Below are 14,976 nucleotides of genomic sequence, written 5' to 3' on the forward strand. Positions count from 1 at the left end.
AAATTTTGTTTGTTCTACCTTCCGATAAATCATTTAGCTAAATTACGCTAAATAAAATTTTCAAAGTGGATTAATTATGTGTGGTATTGCAGGGGTTTGGTCAAAAAATGGTGCTTTAAAGAAAGAGGAATTCAACAAAGCTCTTTTTTTAATGAATCACAGAGGGCCAGACGAAAACCATTCTATCAAAACTGCCAATATCAATCTAGGAACTCAGAGATTAAAAATAATAGGAATTGAAAGTGGTCAACAACCCATGACCGATAGTCAAGGCCACTATTTAGCTTTTAATGGAGCCATTTATAATTATCCTGAGCTTGCTTCCTCCATTCGCTTCTCTTCAGAATCAGATACTGAAATCTTATTTCAACACTTATTACAAAAAGGAATTGAGGCTAGCTTAGAAAAGCTGAGAGGAATGTTTGCTTTTGCCTTCTACAATGAAAAGGAAAATAGCTTTTTACTAGTAAGAGATAGAATGGGGCAAAAACCTCTATATTATTATCAAGATGAAAACTATTTGATTTTTGCTTCTGAACTAAAGAGTTTGAAAAAATTAATGGAGCTATGTAATCTAGTAGTTCAAATTAATGAAAATGCCATTTATCAATATCTATGCTTCTCTAATATCCCAGAACCTGAAACAATTTATAAAAATGTATATGCAGTCCCTCCTGCCCATTATCTAAAATATCAAAATGGGAGCTTAAACATATCAACCTACTGGAAACATCAATATTTACCTAAAGATAAAATCTCATTTGCTGATGCAAAAGTTAGAACACAGCAAACCATAGAAGAATCTGTCAAAATTAGATTAAGAGCTGATGTAAGCAAAGGCTTATTTCTATCAGGCGGTTGGGACAGCTCAGTAATAGCCTATGAAGCTTCCAAACATGAACAAAATTTACAAGCATTTACAGTAGAATACCCTTTTCAAACCACTCAAAATGAAAGTTTAATCGCTAACGAAACTGCCAATCAATTTGGGTTGAAACACCAAATAATTAAGATCGAAGAAAATCCTCTCACTTTACTAGAGAAATCAATCAGGATATTCGATCAACCGCTGGCAGACAGTAGTGCACTTCCTAATTTGGCAATCGCTGAATCTGCTTCTCAGCATGTGAAGGTAATGTTGAATGGAGATGGAGGGGATGAACTTTTTGGTGGTTACAGAAGGTATTTTACTGCTAAAAATATTCAAAAACTTTCATTTGCTAAACATTTAAAGGACATCCTTCCTTTTGCTAATAGACGTTCCAAATTAGGCTTTTTTAATCGCATTTCTAGAATTGCAGCCTTGCCATCGGCTGAAAGATATTTGCTTTATACTACAGATATGTTTCAAGATGCTGATATCTCCAATTTCTGGAAAAGACCGAATGAAATCAAAAACTCATCTTTTGAATTAATAAATAAACACTTTGATTCCAGACTTTCAGACCTCGATCAACTCATGAATTGGGATAGAAATTTTAATCTACTCTCAGGAATTTTAGTAAAAATGGACAGGGCAAGTATGGCCTATTCTATAGAGGCGCGCTCGCCATTTTTAGATCATCAACTTTTTGAAATCAGCAGCCCACTACCCGACTCATTCAAAATTTCAGGTTTTAGTAGAAAGCATTTATTAAAATCTATATATGCTGATAAACTTCCTCAGTCAGTAACTCAAGCACCTAAAACCTCATTTGAAGCGCCACTGGAAAATTGGCTAAAACATGATTTTAATGAGCCTTTGAAGGATTTGCTTTTTAATCCTCAAGCAAAAGTATATCAGTATGTAAAATATACAGAAATCATGATGCTTATGAAAGGTGAAAAATACAAAGAAAGGAACACTAACTATATGATTTATGCTCTACTTGTTTTAGAAATGTGGTTGCAAGAGAACGACTGATATCGTTAAGATGATGAAATTAACCTTCTTCTTAGGGAATAATATGTTCGGAAATGCGAATAATTAACTGCAAAATGAGACAACCAGAAAGCCTAAGGCTTTTTCTTTTAACCACTAAATTTCTCTAAGTTGTTCACAAAGAGGTCACAAAGTTAGAGCTAAAGCTGTTGATCGATTCTTTCTGTGCTAAATCCCTTATTTAAAGTCATCTCACCCAAAAACAATCAGCATTACCTTACATTATCTTTGAGAATCTTAGTGTATGTCTCTGTGTAACTCAGTGGTTAAAGTGATAGTAGCCTTTGGCTACCTTTTTGGTAGAAATATGTCTTAATTTTATAGTATTTAGGAGAAGAATGAAGAAGTGAGGCTTAATTAAACTTACTTTATCGAATTTGAGTTAGCGACTAATCATAAAACATTTGAATATTCAGAAAACTTTAGCAAAATTCGGGCATGAGTTACAAAGAAGTTGACCCGAAATCCATCAAGACACCAGAATTACATGGCTTATTATTGGGAGCAATTGCACCCAGACCCATTGCATTTGCTAGCACAATTGACAATGAAGGAAAAGTAAACCTTAGCCCTTTTAGCTTTTTTAATGTATTTGGTGCTAATCCACCCATTTTAATTTTTTCCCCAGCCCGAAGAGGCAGAAACAATACTACAAAGCATTCTTATGAAAATGTAAAAGAAGTGGCTGAGGTGGTAATCAATATTGCTAACTACCCTATGGTAGAGCAAATGTCATTGGCTTCTACAGAATATGATAAAGGAGTGAATGAATTTATAAAAGCTGGATTTACAGAAGCAAAATCAACTAAAGTGAAGCCTCCTAGAGTTGCTGAATCACCCGTTGCATTTGAATGTAAAGTAAATCAGGTAATAGAAACAGGAGAAGAAGGTGGAGCAGGTAATTTGGTGATTTGTGAGGTGATCCATATTCATGTGGATGAAGGGATTTTGGATGATAATGGAAAAATTGACCCTTTTAAATTAGATCCCATTGGGAGATTGGGTGGTAATTGGTACAGCAGATCTAAAAAAGCTTTATTCGAAGTAGAAAAACCTTTACAAAAACTCGGAATTGGAGTGGATGCCTTGCCAGAAGATATTAGAAATAGTAGCATTTTAACAGGAAATGACTTGGGTAAACTTGGAAATATTGAAAGAATACCTAGTGAAGATGATTTAAAGGAAATATCATTACCATCCAGCTACAAAAAAATAAAAAGCAAATCAGATTCAAAAGAATTACATCAAATAGCTCATCAATTATTGGAAAAGAATAAATTAATTGAAGCCTGGAAAGTTCTATTAAGTGAGTTTTAAAATTTAAGTAATACAATAAGTTTTCTTTCGGATTTTAATGATCTGATAATTTCTGATTGAATTTCATTTATAAGGATACTTTTTGATATTTAAATTCCCTTGACCATTTTTGATAGCATGGGCTATGCATAATGGGCGAACTATAGAATTCAATCCTTTCAAACTTAATTTTATCTTATCTTTCGAAATCTCACTTTCCAAAAAATAATAAATTTCGGTAGTTCCATATTTGGTATGAGGTAATAAATCTGCATGTTTTGTCATTTCTGACCATAAAGTATCTTTTACTGAAAAAACATACACTCTACGTACTGGACCAGTATTATTTCCATTTCTTTCAAAGGCCAGCTCTTTAAAATCACCTTTTAATGAATTAATATTTTCAGTTGATAAGAGGGAGTAAAAAATCAACGCAACAACAATTACCGCAATTAATAAAATTATTTTTTTCATCCACTTTTCTTTCTTATGAACGGTGTATATAAAAATACCGCTCATGTATTAAACATAGTAAATATACGCTTTAAGGCGATTATAATTTTAGTTTATTTGCTGAAAATATTAAATTAAAATATGTTGAACTTTTAAATATTATGATTGAAATGAAATTTTATACCAAAAACAACCTTGACAGAGTGATTTGTAAGACTGAGTACCACCCAGACGAAAATTGGATTTATTGTGATTGGGAAGGATACGCCAACGTAGATGCGGTTAAAAGCTGGGGCTTAGAATTTGCAGACTTAATAAAAAAAACCAAATGTCCTTCTTTATTAAATGACGACAGTAAATCAACTGGTCCGTGGACTCAAGCCATGGAGTGGATTGAGTCCGTTTTGATTCCAAAAGTTATTGATGCAGGATTAAAATATTATGCACATGTTGTCTCTCAAAATACATTTTCTGAAATGTCAGCAAAAGAATTACACATGAATATTGGTGGGCAATTAGAAATGGCTACGTTTAAAACTGTGGATGAGGCAAAAGAATGGTTGAAGTCTAAGCAATCTTAAAAAAACACGACCACAAAAAGGTAAGCTTTTTAAATAGAAAAGCTTACCTTTTTTCTTCTAAATGAACTTCACAGCGCTGATTTACTATTAATTCCTTTTGTTTTTCTAAAGTGAAACCTGATTTTTCAGCTTCCATTTGTTCCTGATAGCCTTTTCTTAATTGCTTTCTTTTTACTGCTTCAGCAAACCTTCTCACATCATCTTTTGAGTTCAATATCAAGGAGGGGACAGTCATCAAACTTCCATCTTCATTTTTGGCTACCATAGTGAAATAGCTAGTGTTAGTGTGCTTCACCAAACCGGATTTCACATTCTCAGCTATCACTTTTATACCAATAATCATACTGGAATTACCCACATAATTAACTGAAGCCATCATAGAAACTAAATCCCCTACTTCTACAGGCTGTAGGAAATCTACATTATCAACCGAAACCGTAACACAATAAGCGCCACTGTGCTTGGTGGCAGTAGCATATGCTACCTTATCCATCAAGGAAAGTAAAATCCCACCATGGATTTTTCCTCCAAAATTGGCATATGATGGAATCATTAATTCGGTAATGGTCGTTCTTGAATTTTCGGCTGATTTTGCTTTCATAGGTAAAAAATAATTGAGTTTTCAATTTAAGGAATTTTTAAGAAAGCATAACATTATTCTAACCACTCAACAATAATGATTTTCTTTCGTTATCCGTGCAAAATATTTTTTTCACCATCGTAATATCTTAAAAAATCAAGCCCAATATGTATTTGATAAAACCTCTATTTTTTTTATCCATCTTATTCGTATCATTTAAGGTTTTACCTCAATCTACTTTAGAACAAGCAGAAAATTATTTTGATAAAAAACATGAAAACATAAGAAATGGACTAGCTGATGTAGAAAATATTGACAAGGCAATTGTGCTTTTTAAACAAAGTAATAAGGAGCCAGAAAAAACGATTGGTCTTTTGAAAAGCTATGAGTTTAAAGCCTCATGGACAAATGTTTCAGCAAGAGAAAAACGAGAATTGTATGAAAAGGCAATCGCGTTGGCTAAAACAAAATCAAAAGAATTTCCTAATAATGGAGCCATTGCATATTGGCACGCAGCAAATTATGCCCGAAGAGCAGATTTACTTGATATTACAGAAGCAGCACAAGAAGGTGTAATTGATGAAATTAAAAAATTAGCAGAAAAAGCTATTGAACTCGATGAAAAATATAACCAGGCTGGTGCTTTAAGGCTTTTAGGCGGAATTCACCTTGAAGCTCCAAGCATACCATTGATTTTAAGTTGGCCATCCAATGATGAGGCTAAAAAGCTTCTAAGAAAAGCCTATAAAATTGGCCCACAACACCCAGCAAATGTCTTTTTATATGCTAAAATGTTGCACGTTATCGGAAAGGATAAAAAGGCTAAAAAAGTTTTTAAACAATTGATTAATAGAAAAGAAAGAGAACATTACTTTTTGGTAGATCAGAAATATATCCAAAAAGGAAGAGAATATTACAGGGAAAATTTTTAGAGCTAATCTCCCAATGAGTTCTTAGTTACTACATACCTATAGGCTACAATTGCCTTCTCCCATTTTTTAAGTTTTGTCAAATCCTTTTTGGCAAAACTGGGCAAAATCAATTTATTAATTCTTGCTAGAATTTTAAATAATGATTTTTTCATAGAGAATATTAAGCCCCTTCAGGGGCTTAATTTATCTTGTTGAATATTTTCTTAATCTTTCTTTTAAGTGTTCTCTATCACTTGTGATACTAGGATCGCTGTATATGCTTTTTGAAAGTTCAGCTACAGCTTTCTTTTTATAACCCAATTTTTGAGCTATCTCTTGACAGAAAACAATCTCACTTTTATAAACCTTACCATCAATTTTCATTAATTGTATGATATTATATAGGTATTCAAATCTTTGATCTTCAGACAGAGTTTCTAAACTTTTGATAGGCTCTGGATTTTTCATCATCTGATAAATCTCATCTTCTGTTACACCATTAGCCTTACCAATCTTCTCAATCAAATTCGCTTCTTTTTCTGCCAATTCATTATCAATTGTGGCTAATTTAATTAAAATTTTTAGCTGTTCTTTTAACATGGTTTGAGTTTTAGACTTTTATGTTTTAGTATCTTTCTATGGTATTGAATGTAATTTGGGTATTGAATGTAATTTGGTTGTCAATAAAAACAATGAACCAAATCATCTAATTTTTTATTAAACGCATCTAAAGTTAATAATACTTTTGAAAAATCACATTTTTTTATCTCTTAATGTAATTATTCAGTACTTTTTAAGTAAAAATAAAATGTCAGCTATCTACCTTTTAGTGTTTTTTAATGATCAGTGTAAATTCATTTTCATAAATTGACCTTAATATCAATTCCAAAAATGAATTTATGAAGAAAGAAAAAATAAAATTTGAAGGTTCTTTAGGGGATATGCTATCTGCTGAAATTCATTTTCCGGCAGATGATCATCCCCACAATTATGTAATCTTTGCACATTGCTTCACCTGCAATAAAAACCTGAATGCCGTAAGAAACATCATTTTAGGCATGACAAAAAAAGGTTTTGCTGTCTTTAGCTTTGATTTCACTGGTTTAGGACAAAGTGAAGGGGATTTTGCAGACACAAATTTCTCTTCTAACATAGAAGACCTTATTAAAGCTGCAGATTATCTGAAAAAAAATCATAAAGCAGCAACTATGCTTGTGGGACATTCCTTGGGGGGTGCTGCAGTTTTGATGGCCGCCAGTAAAATAGATTCCATAGTGGCTGTTGCTACCATAGGTGCGCCATCTCAACCTGATCATGTTCTTCATTTGATTGATGATGGCAAAGAGGAGATTAATGAAAAGGGTGAAGCTGAGGTAAACATTGGAGGCAGACCCTTTACTATAAAAAAACAGTTCCTTGAAGATCTCCAGAGTAAAAATAATCTTAAGAAAATAGAGGATTTAAGGAAATCACTATTGATACTGCATTCACCGCAAGATCAAACAGTTGAAATTTCAAATGCTGCTGCTATTTATGAAAAAGCACATCATCCCAAAAGTTTTGTTTCTTTAGATGGTGCTGATCATTTGTTAAGTAAGAAAGAAGACTCACTTTATGCAGGCGAGGTTATTGCCACTTGGGCTAATCGATATATAGAAAAATCAGAACAAAAGAAAATCTCTACTGAGTCCCAAACTGTTGCTTTTATTGGAAATAAGGATGAAAAATACACCACTCAAATAGTAGCAGAAGGCCATCACTTAGTAGCTGACGAGCCTGAAAATGTAGGTGGAAATAACTTCGGTACATCTCCATATGGATTACTTACTTCTGCTTTAGCTGCATGCACCGCCATTACTTTGAGAATGTATGCGAATAGAAAAGAATGGGATGTGGAAGAAATATTGGTACATGTCGATCAAGACCAGCGATATGATGAGGATAGCTCAGAATGTGAATCTGACAATAGTAAGATTACTTTTTTTGACAGAAGCATAGAAATAAAAGGCAATATAGATGATAAACAAAGAAAACGTTTGATTGAAATTGCCAATAAATGTCCTGTTCATAAGACACTCGAAAGCAAAATTAAAGTCGAAACTGAGGAAAAGTAAACAGTTTACAATAGACAATAGACAATAGACAATAGACAATAGACAATAGACAATAGACAAATTAAAAAAGATTATCGCTAAGGCTAATTAAATTAGATAAGTAAATTTTGTCAATTGAATTAACAGAAGGTTAATTATTGTCAACTGTCTATTTTTCTAATTCTGTGGCAATTGTTAGAAATCATCAAATAGAATTGATGTAATGTTAAAAATTTAAAAGACCGACAAACTTTTCTATCTTCAAGCAAAATTTTAGCGCTCCATTATGATTTTAAATAATATTGATTGGGTAATCTTAATTGGTTTCTTAATTATCTCCTTGGGGATTGGGTTCTGGACTTCAAGAAAAAATAAAAATGCCTCTGAGTTTTTTGCTGCTGGTGGTAAAATGCCTTGGTGGCTTTTAGGGGTTTCCATGGTAGCCACTACTTTTTCTACAGATACCCCAAATCTTGTTACCGATATTGTCCGTCAAAATGGAGTTTCAGGAAACTGGGCTTGGTGGGCTTTTCTGTTGACAGGAATGTTAACTGTTTTCGTTTATGCAGGTCTTTGGAAAAAATCAGGCGTTTTAACCGATGTTGAATTTTATGAATTAAGATATTCCGGTAAAGCTGCTCGATTCTTAAGAGGATTCAGAGCCATCTATCTAGGCTTTCTTTTTAATGTAATGATTATGGCTTCCGTGAGTTTGGCAGCCATTAAAATAGGAGGCGTTTTATTAGGATTAAGTCCAGTACAAACTGTTGTAATAGCAGGAATCATAACAGTAGTTTATAGCAGTTTGGGCGGATTAAGGGGCGTTTTATTTACAGATTTTCTACAGTTTTTTCTTTCCTTAGGAGGTGCTCTTGTGGCTGCTTATGTTGCATTAAACCACCCAAAAGTAGGTGGCTTGGATAATTTGTTAATCCATGAGGATGTAGTCGATAAGCTATCCTTTTTTCCTTCTTTCTCCAATCCTGAAATGTGGGTCATGTTATTGATTATTCCTCTATTAGTGCAATGGTGGAGCACCTGGTATCCTGGTGCTGAACCAGGCGGTGGTGGTTATATCGCTCAGCGGATGTTTGCCGCCAAAAATGCTGATCACTCTATTAAAGCAGTATTATTTTTCAATGTTGCTCATTATGCCATCCGTCCATGGCCCTGGATCATAGTAGCACTTTGTTCCATTATTGTTTTCCCTGATTTAGACAGTTTTGCAAAAGCTTTCCCAGCCGTAAATTCTGGAGTCGCTACACACGATATGGGCTATCCCGCTATGTTGACTTTCATTCCAGCTGGATTATTAGGCTTAGTCGTAACTTCATTGGTAGCCGCTTATATGAGTACCATTTCCACTCACTTAAACTGGGGCTCCTCTTATTTGGTAAATGATGTTTATAAAAGATTCATCAATCCAAAAGCCTCTGATAGCAAGCAAGTGTTACTTGGAAGAGTATTAACAGTAGTCTTGATGATTTTCAGTATGCTTATGGCCTTAGTTTTAGAAAATGCCTTACAAACCTTTGAAATTCTATTGCAAATTGGTGCAGGAACAGGTTTAATATATATTCTGCGATGGTTTTGGTGGAGAGTAAATGCCATTAGTGAAATTATGGCTATGGTGGTCAGTTTCCTAATAGCGCTTTATTTTGCTTTTGCGGATCAACCTTTTGGCTTCGAGGAACTATTATCCTGGCAAAAATTAATTATAGGAGTTAGCATAACAACAGTAAGCTGGGTAACGGCTAGTTTTCTGACGGAAAAAACAACCGATGAGCAATTAGCCAATTTCCTGAATAAAGTAAATCCAGGTGGCCCGGGTTGGAAGAAAATTATAGCTAGATTATCTGCTAAGGGATTAATTAAACCTAAAGCTCAGAAATGGAAAGTACCGACAGGAATTATTTGTATGATAGCAGGAAGCATGGGCGTTTATGGCTTCCTTTTCAGTACGGGACTATTTATTTATGGTGAAATAGTAAAGGCAAGTATGCTTTTAATATTTAGCATACTTTGTGGATTTGTAATCTTTAAACTATATCCAAAAATTATCGCTGAGGATTAATCGGTTGTTTACCAATCAATATCTGGAAGAACATTTTAAAATCAGAAGCTAAACTCCAAAGTGGATAAGTAAAAGTGGCCGGTTTATTTTTTTCAAAAAAGAAATGACCTGCCCAAGCAAATCCATATCCGACCACTGGAATTAAAGCAAGACCCCAGTAAGTTTGCGTAATTAAAGCCCATGCCAGGACGCCAAATAATAAGCCAGTACCTGTAAAATGAAGCTTCCTACAAGTTGCATCTTGGTGCTCGCTCAGGTAATAAGGGTAAAACTCTTTAAAGCTTTTGTATTTTCTCTCGGCCATGATCAATTTTTTTCTTCAGTAATTTAATAAATTTTGAATAAAAAAGCTCACTAATAATGAGAATGAATCCTAAATCAGATATTGAATAAAACTTAAACCTACTTCTCAATTAGTCACTCCACTAATGTAAAAACCGTTTACCATTCGAGATTAATTCATAAATTGAATAATTGTTAAAAATTAGTAATCAATTTAAAAACTATGAAAAAATATTTAAGTCTTTTTCTAAGCCTTCTATTTGTAGGGTTAGGATTACAAGCTCAAGAAAAAACATCATTGGAATACATGGATATTTTTGAATTACAATATGTTGGGGATCCTCAGATTTCTCCGGATGGAAATAAAATTGTCTATGTCAGAAATCAGTTTGATGTGATGACCGACCGTAAATACACTAATTTATGGATGATTGATTTTTCAGGTGAAAACCATGTCCCTCTTACTTCAGGCAAATCAGGCTTCAGCCAACCCAATTGGTCACCTGATGGAAAAAAATTAGCCTATGTATCAGCTGAAGAAGGAAGTGCTCAAATTTTTGTGCGATGGATGGAAACAGGGCAAACCGCCTCTATCACGAATTTGACCAAAGGCCCAGGCAATATCACCTGGTCACCTGATGGAAAATATATTGCTTTTAATATGCGAATTCCAAAAGAACAGGAAAGCTTCGGAAAATTCCCTTCTCCACCCAAAGGAGCTGATTGGGCATCACCAGGAAAAGTAATAGAAGAAGTTTCCTACAAAGCAGATGGAAATTTCTCTTTTCTAGAGCCTTCTTACAATCATATATTTATGGTCTCCTCTGAAGGGGGCGCTCCTCGTCAACTCACATCTGGTGACTATGACCACGCTGCACCATCCTGGACTGCAGATAGCAAAAATATTGTATTCTCTGCTAATCGATCCGAAAATGCAGACTTAGAACCGAACGACACCCACATTTTCAAATTAGATATTAATTCACAAGAATTAACTCAATTAACCAAAGGGAAAGGCCCGCATAAAAGTCCAAAGGTTTCTCCTGATGGAAAGTCAATTGTTTATTTAAGTTTCGAAGATCGCTTTGTAGGATACCAATTAGACCATGTTTTTGTCATGGATATCAATGGAGAAAATGTTAAAGAATTGGATCATGGTTTAGATCGCGATTTTAAAAACTTCACCTGGGCAAAAGACAGTAAAAGTTTATTCGCTTATTATGATGACTATGGAAAAGGAGTTTTAGCCAATTTAAAATTAAACGGAAAGGCAGTTTCCATTACTCAAGACATAGGGAACGGTTCTTTTGGCAGACCTTATGCTGGCGGAAGCTACAGTATAGCTGAAAACGGAAGATATGCATACACTAAAGCCAATACTCAGCGACCAGGGGAATTATCCGTAGGCCATTTTCCTACTAAAATGGCGAATAGAACCATTACTAATTTGAATGGGACATTCCTTCAAAATAAAAATATTGGGAAAGTAGAGGAGGTTAATTTCAAATCTTCATTTGATGATAAAGACGTTCAAGGGTGGATAGTATATCCGCCTGATTTTGATGAAAATAAAAAATATCCACTGATTTTAGAAATCCATGGTGGGCCGCATTTAGCCTATGGTCCGCATTTCAGTCCAGAACTGCAATTAATGGCTTCAAAAGGATTTGTGGTTTTATATACTAACCCAAGAGGAAGCACTACTTATGGAGAAGAATTTGGCGGTTATATTAATCACAACTACCCAAGTGAAGATTATGATGATTTAATGTCTGGTGTTGATATGATGGTCGAAAAAGGCTTCATCAATGAAGATAGATTGTATATCACCGGTGGTAGTGGCGGTGGAGTACTGACAGCCTGGAGCATAGGAAAAACGGATCGTTTTAGAGCTGCAGTTGTGAGCAAACCTGTAATTAACTGGTATAGCTTTAGTTTAACCGCAGATGGTTATAATTATTACCCAAAATATTGGTTTAATAAAATGCCATGGGAAGATCCTCAGCAATATTTAGAGCGTTCACCTATCTCTCTGGTAGGAAATGTCACCACTCCTACTTTATTGGTAACAGGAGAGCAGGATTATAGAACACCAATGAGTGAAACAGAGCAATATTATGGTGCTTTAAAATTACAGGAAGTAGAAAGTAAAATGGTGAGAATCCCAGATGCTGGCCATGGAATTACAGCCAGACCAAGTAACATAATCCGCCACGTGGCTTATATCACAGGCTGGTTTGAGAAATATGAATAATAAACTTAAGACCCTATCCAATATTCTTTGGATAGGGCTTATAATCAAATAACAGTATAAAATAATGGCTAATACTTAATATTAATTATTTCAATTCTAGAACCCTAAAATATTCTTTATCAAAAAGCCAAAAATAAAACCAATGAGGATAGTGCTCATAATAGGGCATGTATTTACGAATATTCTTACGTTCACCTTCTAAATAGGTGGAAAGAAACATTTTTTTATCCCAAGAATTTTCATAAATATCTACTTGTACATCCGGCTGAGGCATTCCATCAATATTGTACATTTCATTTGCAGCATAATAAGGACTAGGATATTTTGAGGCTCTGTTTTTCAAATCAGGAAATAATCCCTCTTCATAAGAATCTGGAAATACCGATTGATATATTTTCTCGACAGTACGTTTGTCTTCTTTACAAATTTCAACCACCAAACCACTAATAAAAGTATGATCTGGATGACCATATCCTCCAAGTAAGTTATCCAAACTAAAAATAACTGTTGGTTTAAATTCAATAATCATCTTAATTAATTCATCTTTTATCAATTCCTTTTGGTATACCTTAGGAAAAGTCTCTTTTGGAATTGGCATCCATGTATACTGAATACTGTCATCAACTATTCTGAAAGGCAGGCCTTCTATTTCGAAAAAAGAGGCTTCATCCAAAATATAACTCGCAGCCTTTAAATGAGCCTCATTTCTTGCCTCATCTTTAGAATCAAAACAAAGTTGCTTAATCTCCCACCCTGCTTTATTCAATTTCGAAATAGTACCAGACATAGCACAGATATCATCGTCATGAGCAGAAATTACAAGAGCCTTCTTAACTTCTACCTTTGAAAGATAAGTATCCTCAGGAAATTTCTCTGTTGGCACATATTTGTGGATATAAATGATATGTGCTGCCAAAAGTAATAAAGCCAAAAATACAGCTACAGTTAAAAAGATTAATAATTTTCTCATGATAAATTAATTAGGCAACACAAATATTACATAGTATTATTATACATCACGAATCTATGTATTTTTTAAATTTAAATACAAATGTTATCAAAAAGAAATTTAAACTAACTGTAGCTTTCTTGAAATGAATATTCTAATTTAAAACAAAAAGAAAATCTCAAAAAAATAGCCTTGCTTTCGCATGGCTATTATATATTTTAATCTGTATTGTGGATTTTATTATGCGACCTTCTCAGTACTACCATTTAACCACTCAGGCTTGGTGATTTTTACTTCTGCATCTAATTGATTCAACATATTATAAAGACCGAAATAAGTTCTATTTACATAAAGTCCATGTCTAGAACCTCTGGCTCCATTACTATTCCTAACTTCTTTCATGTTGGAAACCCTTTCGCCCATAGCATAAATTTCTTCAAAGAAGGCATTATTACCGAAATTGAAGGTATCATACTGGAAAGGTTTGCTTAACATCCCTATCATTTCCAGAAAAACGGAACTAAATATCTTTCTTTCAGCAGGGCTGTCTTTTTCATGAAAGAAATCCAAGGCTTTGAAGCGTTTGTCTATCTCTTCTTTATCCTGCATAAAACCAGGTTTTAATAAGGCGAAATAATTTTCATAGAAATCATCTGGGATTTCTTTTATACATCCGAAATCAATAATCCCCATGGTGCCATCATCCATAAACATAAAATTACCAGGATGTGGATCGGCATGTACTTGCTTTAGTTCATGAAACTGGAAATTATAAAAATCCCAAAGTGCCTGGCCTATTTTATTTTTTACTTGCTGTGAAGGATTGGTGGCTAAAAATTCTTTCAAATGCACACCATTCAACCAATCCATGGTGATGACTCTATCTCCCGATAATTCTTTATAATATTTCGGGAAATACAAACCTTCTATTTTTCCAGCGAGTGCTTCTGTAATTTCTTTCGAACGTCTAAGCTCCAATCCATAATCAGCTTCTTCCATTAGCTTGCCTTCTACCTCACTCATGTAATGATCCAATTCTGCATTGCTCATATTAAATAAACGAGTAGCAAAAGGTCTTACTAATCTTAAATCGGAACTGATACTATCTGCAACTCCTGGATATTGAATTTTAACAGCATAGGTTTTATCACCTTTGGTCGCTTTGTGTACTTGCCCCATTGAAGCCGCATTAACTGCGCTTTTGGTAAACGTATCAAAAATAGCTTCCGGGCTTTTGCCTAAAGTTTTTTGAAAGGTTTTTACTACCAAAGGATAAGATAATGGTGGCGCACTGTATTGCGACATAGTAAATTTCTCTTGATACGCAGGAGGCAATAAATTCCTGTCCATGCTAAGCATTTGTGCTACTTTCAAAGCACTTCCTTTCAATTCACTTAAGGACTCATAAATATCTTCAGCATTATCCAAATCTAATTGCGTACGATCCATTTTTGGATTGAAGGCTTTCTTTGAATAATGTTTTATATAGTTCCCTCCTACTCTAGCACCAGTTGATACAAATTTACTGGCACGTTGAATCTTAGAAATAGGTATACGGGATTGTTCTTTTCTTTCACTCATT

General features: G+C 34.2%; 14 protein-coding genes. 7 read left to right on the forward strand and 7 right to left on the reverse strand.

Features of this window, described 5'->3' with window-relative positions; all coding sequences use genetic code 11:
• The first annotated feature begins 76 nt into the window (after window positions 1-76).
• Both asnB and ABWH96_RS18600 read left to right on the forward strand, forming a co-directional pair.
• A complete protein-coding gene (asnB, locus tag ABWH96_RS18595; protein WP_375579003.1) occupies window positions 77-1,903 on the forward strand; it encodes an asparagine synthase (glutamine-hydrolyzing) in 1,827 nt (608 codons plus the stop codon).
• A gap of 456 nt (window positions 1,904-2,359) precedes the next feature.
• Window positions 2,360-3,238, forward strand: coding sequence for a flavin reductase family protein (locus tag ABWH96_RS18600; protein ID WP_375579004.1), 879 nt, complete (start codon window positions 2,360-2,362; stop codon window positions 3,236-3,238).
• A 63-nt stretch (window positions 3,239-3,301) separates the two neighbouring features.
• Here the strand turns inward: ABWH96_RS18600 and ABWH96_RS18605 are convergent, their stop codons facing one another.
• Window positions 3,302-3,736 (reverse strand): hypothetical protein, encoded by a 435-nt coding sequence (locus ABWH96_RS18605; RefSeq protein ID WP_375579005.1) that lies wholly within the window; start codon window positions 3,734-3,736, stop codon window positions 3,302-3,304.
• A 104-nt stretch (window positions 3,737-3,840) separates the two neighbouring features.
• Here ABWH96_RS18605 and ABWH96_RS18610 point away from each other — a divergent pair, with 104 nt between their 5' ends.
• Window positions 3,841-4,251 carry a hypothetical protein gene (locus tag ABWH96_RS18610; RefSeq protein ID WP_375579006.1) on the forward strand — a complete coding sequence of 137 codons (411 nt, stop codon included), beginning with the start codon at window positions 3,841-3,843 and terminating at the stop codon, window positions 4,249-4,251.
• A gap of 43 nt (window positions 4,252-4,294) precedes the next feature.
• On the opposite strand, the gene ABWH96_RS18615 is transcribed toward ABWH96_RS18610, so the two are convergent.
• A complete protein-coding gene (locus ABWH96_RS18615) occupies window positions 4,295-4,852 on the reverse strand; it encodes an acyl-CoA thioesterase (protein ID WP_375579007.1) in 558 nt (185 codons plus the stop codon).
• Between the two features lie 146 nt (window positions 4,853-4,998).
• Between ABWH96_RS18615 and ABWH96_RS18620 the strand changes: the two genes are divergently transcribed.
• Entirely contained in the window at window positions 4,999-5,763 is a 765-nt protein-coding gene (locus ABWH96_RS18620; RefSeq protein WP_375579008.1) for a hypothetical protein, read from the forward strand.
• A gap of 2 nt (window positions 5,764-5,765) precedes the next feature.
• Here ABWH96_RS18620 and ABWH96_RS18625 read toward each other — a convergent pair whose 3' ends face one another.
• The gene (locus ABWH96_RS18625; RefSeq protein ID WP_375579009.1) at window positions 5,766-5,915 is read right to left on the reverse strand and encodes a hypothetical protein; all 150 of its coding nucleotides are present in this window, start codon (window positions 5,913-5,915) and stop codon (window positions 5,766-5,768) included.
• Between the two features lie 31 nt (window positions 5,916-5,946).
• Complete coding sequence (locus ABWH96_RS18630; RefSeq protein WP_375579010.1) at window positions 5,947-6,342, reverse strand: TerB family tellurite resistance protein; 396 nt, start codon at window positions 6,340-6,342, stop codon at window positions 5,947-5,949.
• Between the two features lie 299 nt (window positions 6,343-6,641).
• Here ABWH96_RS18630 and ABWH96_RS18635 point away from each other — a divergent pair, with 299 nt between their 5' ends.
• Window positions 6,642-7,856 (forward strand): alpha/beta fold hydrolase, encoded by a 1,215-nt coding sequence (locus tag ABWH96_RS18635; RefSeq protein WP_375579011.1) that lies wholly within the window; start codon window positions 6,642-6,644, stop codon window positions 7,854-7,856.
• Between the two features lie 265 nt (window positions 7,857-8,121).
• Window positions 8,122-9,909, forward strand: a complete 1,788-nt coding sequence (locus ABWH96_RS18640) for a sodium:solute symporter family protein (protein WP_375579012.1) — start codon at window positions 8,122-8,124, stop codon at window positions 9,907-9,909.
• Here ABWH96_RS18640 and ABWH96_RS18645 read toward each other — a convergent pair.
• Window positions 9,893-10,213 (reverse strand): Mpo1-like protein, encoded by a 321-nt coding sequence (locus tag ABWH96_RS18645; protein ID WP_375579013.1) that lies wholly within the window; start codon window positions 10,211-10,213, stop codon window positions 9,893-9,895. The two genes, ABWH96_RS18640 and ABWH96_RS18645, sit on opposite strands and share 17 nt — an antisense overlap.
• A gap of 201 nt (window positions 10,214-10,414) precedes the next feature.
• On the opposite strand from ABWH96_RS18645, the gene ABWH96_RS18650 reads away from it, so the two are divergent.
• On the forward strand, window positions 10,415-12,445 hold the full coding sequence (locus ABWH96_RS18650; protein WP_375579014.1) for a prolyl oligopeptidase family serine peptidase: 2,031 nt from the start codon (window positions 10,415-10,417) through the stop codon (window positions 12,443-12,445).
• A gap of 85 nt (window positions 12,446-12,530) precedes the next feature.
• On the opposite strand, the gene ABWH96_RS18655 is transcribed toward ABWH96_RS18650, so the two are convergent.
• The gene (locus ABWH96_RS18655; protein WP_375579015.1) at window positions 12,531-13,415 is read right to left on the reverse strand and encodes a PIG-L family deacetylase; all 885 of its coding nucleotides are present in this window, start codon (window positions 13,413-13,415) and stop codon (window positions 12,531-12,533) included.
• A 219-nt stretch (window positions 13,416-13,634) separates the two neighbouring features.
• On the reverse strand, window positions 13,635-14,975 hold the full coding sequence (locus tag ABWH96_RS18660; protein ID WP_375579016.1) for an ABC1 kinase family protein: 1,341 nt from the start codon (window positions 14,973-14,975) through the stop codon (window positions 13,635-13,637).
• Window position 14,976: the final 1 nt, after the last annotated feature.

The organism is Marivirga tractuosa, assembly GCF_042140215.1.
In the GTDB taxonomy this organism is placed as follows: Bacteria; Bacteroidota; Bacteroidia; order Cytophagales; family Cyclobacteriaceae; genus Marivirga; species Marivirga tractuosa_A.

What these genes read in the sequence shown, in the direction of transcription:
- asnB (WP_375579003.1), top strand. Translation starts at nt 77, where the DNA reads ATGTGTGGTATTGCAGGGGTTTGGTCAAAAAATGGTGCTTTAAAGAAA.
- ABWH96_RS18600 (WP_375579004.1), top strand. Translation starts at nt 2,360, where the DNA reads ATGAGTTACAAAGAAGTTGACCCGAAATCCATCAAGACACCAGAATTA.
- ABWH96_RS18605 (WP_375579005.1), bottom strand. Translation starts at nt 3,736, where the DNA reads ATGAGCGGTATTTTTATATACACCGTTCATAAGAAAGAAAAGTGGATG.
- ABWH96_RS18610 (WP_375579006.1), top strand. Translation starts at nt 3,841, where the DNA reads ATGAAATTTTATACCAAAAACAACCTTGACAGAGTGATTTGTAAGACT.
- ABWH96_RS18615 (WP_375579007.1), bottom strand. Translation starts at nt 4,852, where the DNA reads ATGAAAGCAAAATCAGCCGAAAATTCAAGAACGACCATTACCGAATTA.
- ABWH96_RS18620 (WP_375579008.1), top strand. Translation starts at nt 4,999, where the DNA reads ATGTATTTGATAAAACCTCTATTTTTTTTATCCATCTTATTCGTATCA.
- ABWH96_RS18625 (WP_375579009.1), bottom strand. Translation starts at nt 5,915, where the DNA reads ATGAAAAAATCATTATTTAAAATTCTAGCAAGAATTAATAAATTGATT.
- ABWH96_RS18630 (WP_375579010.1), bottom strand. Translation starts at nt 6,342, where the DNA reads ATGTTAAAAGAACAGCTAAAAATTTTAATTAAATTAGCCACAATTGAT.
- ABWH96_RS18635 (WP_375579011.1), top strand. Translation starts at nt 6,642, where the DNA reads ATGAAGAAAGAAAAAATAAAATTTGAAGGTTCTTTAGGGGATATGCTA.
- ABWH96_RS18640 (WP_375579012.1), top strand. Translation starts at nt 8,122, where the DNA reads ATGATTTTAAATAATATTGATTGGGTAATCTTAATTGGTTTCTTAATT.
- ABWH96_RS18645 (WP_375579013.1), bottom strand. Translation starts at nt 10,213, where the DNA reads ATGGCCGAGAGAAAATACAAAAGCTTTAAAGAGTTTTACCCTTATTAC.
- ABWH96_RS18650 (WP_375579014.1), top strand. Translation starts at nt 10,415, where the DNA reads ATGAAAAAATATTTAAGTCTTTTTCTAAGCCTTCTATTTGTAGGGTTA.
- ABWH96_RS18655 (WP_375579015.1), bottom strand. Translation starts at nt 13,415, where the DNA reads ATGAGAAAATTATTAATCTTTTTAACTGTAGCTGTATTTTTGGCTTTA.
- ABWH96_RS18660 (WP_375579016.1), bottom strand. Translation starts at nt 14,975, where the DNA reads ATGAGTGAAAGAAAAGAACAATCCCGTATACCTATTTCTAAGATTCAA.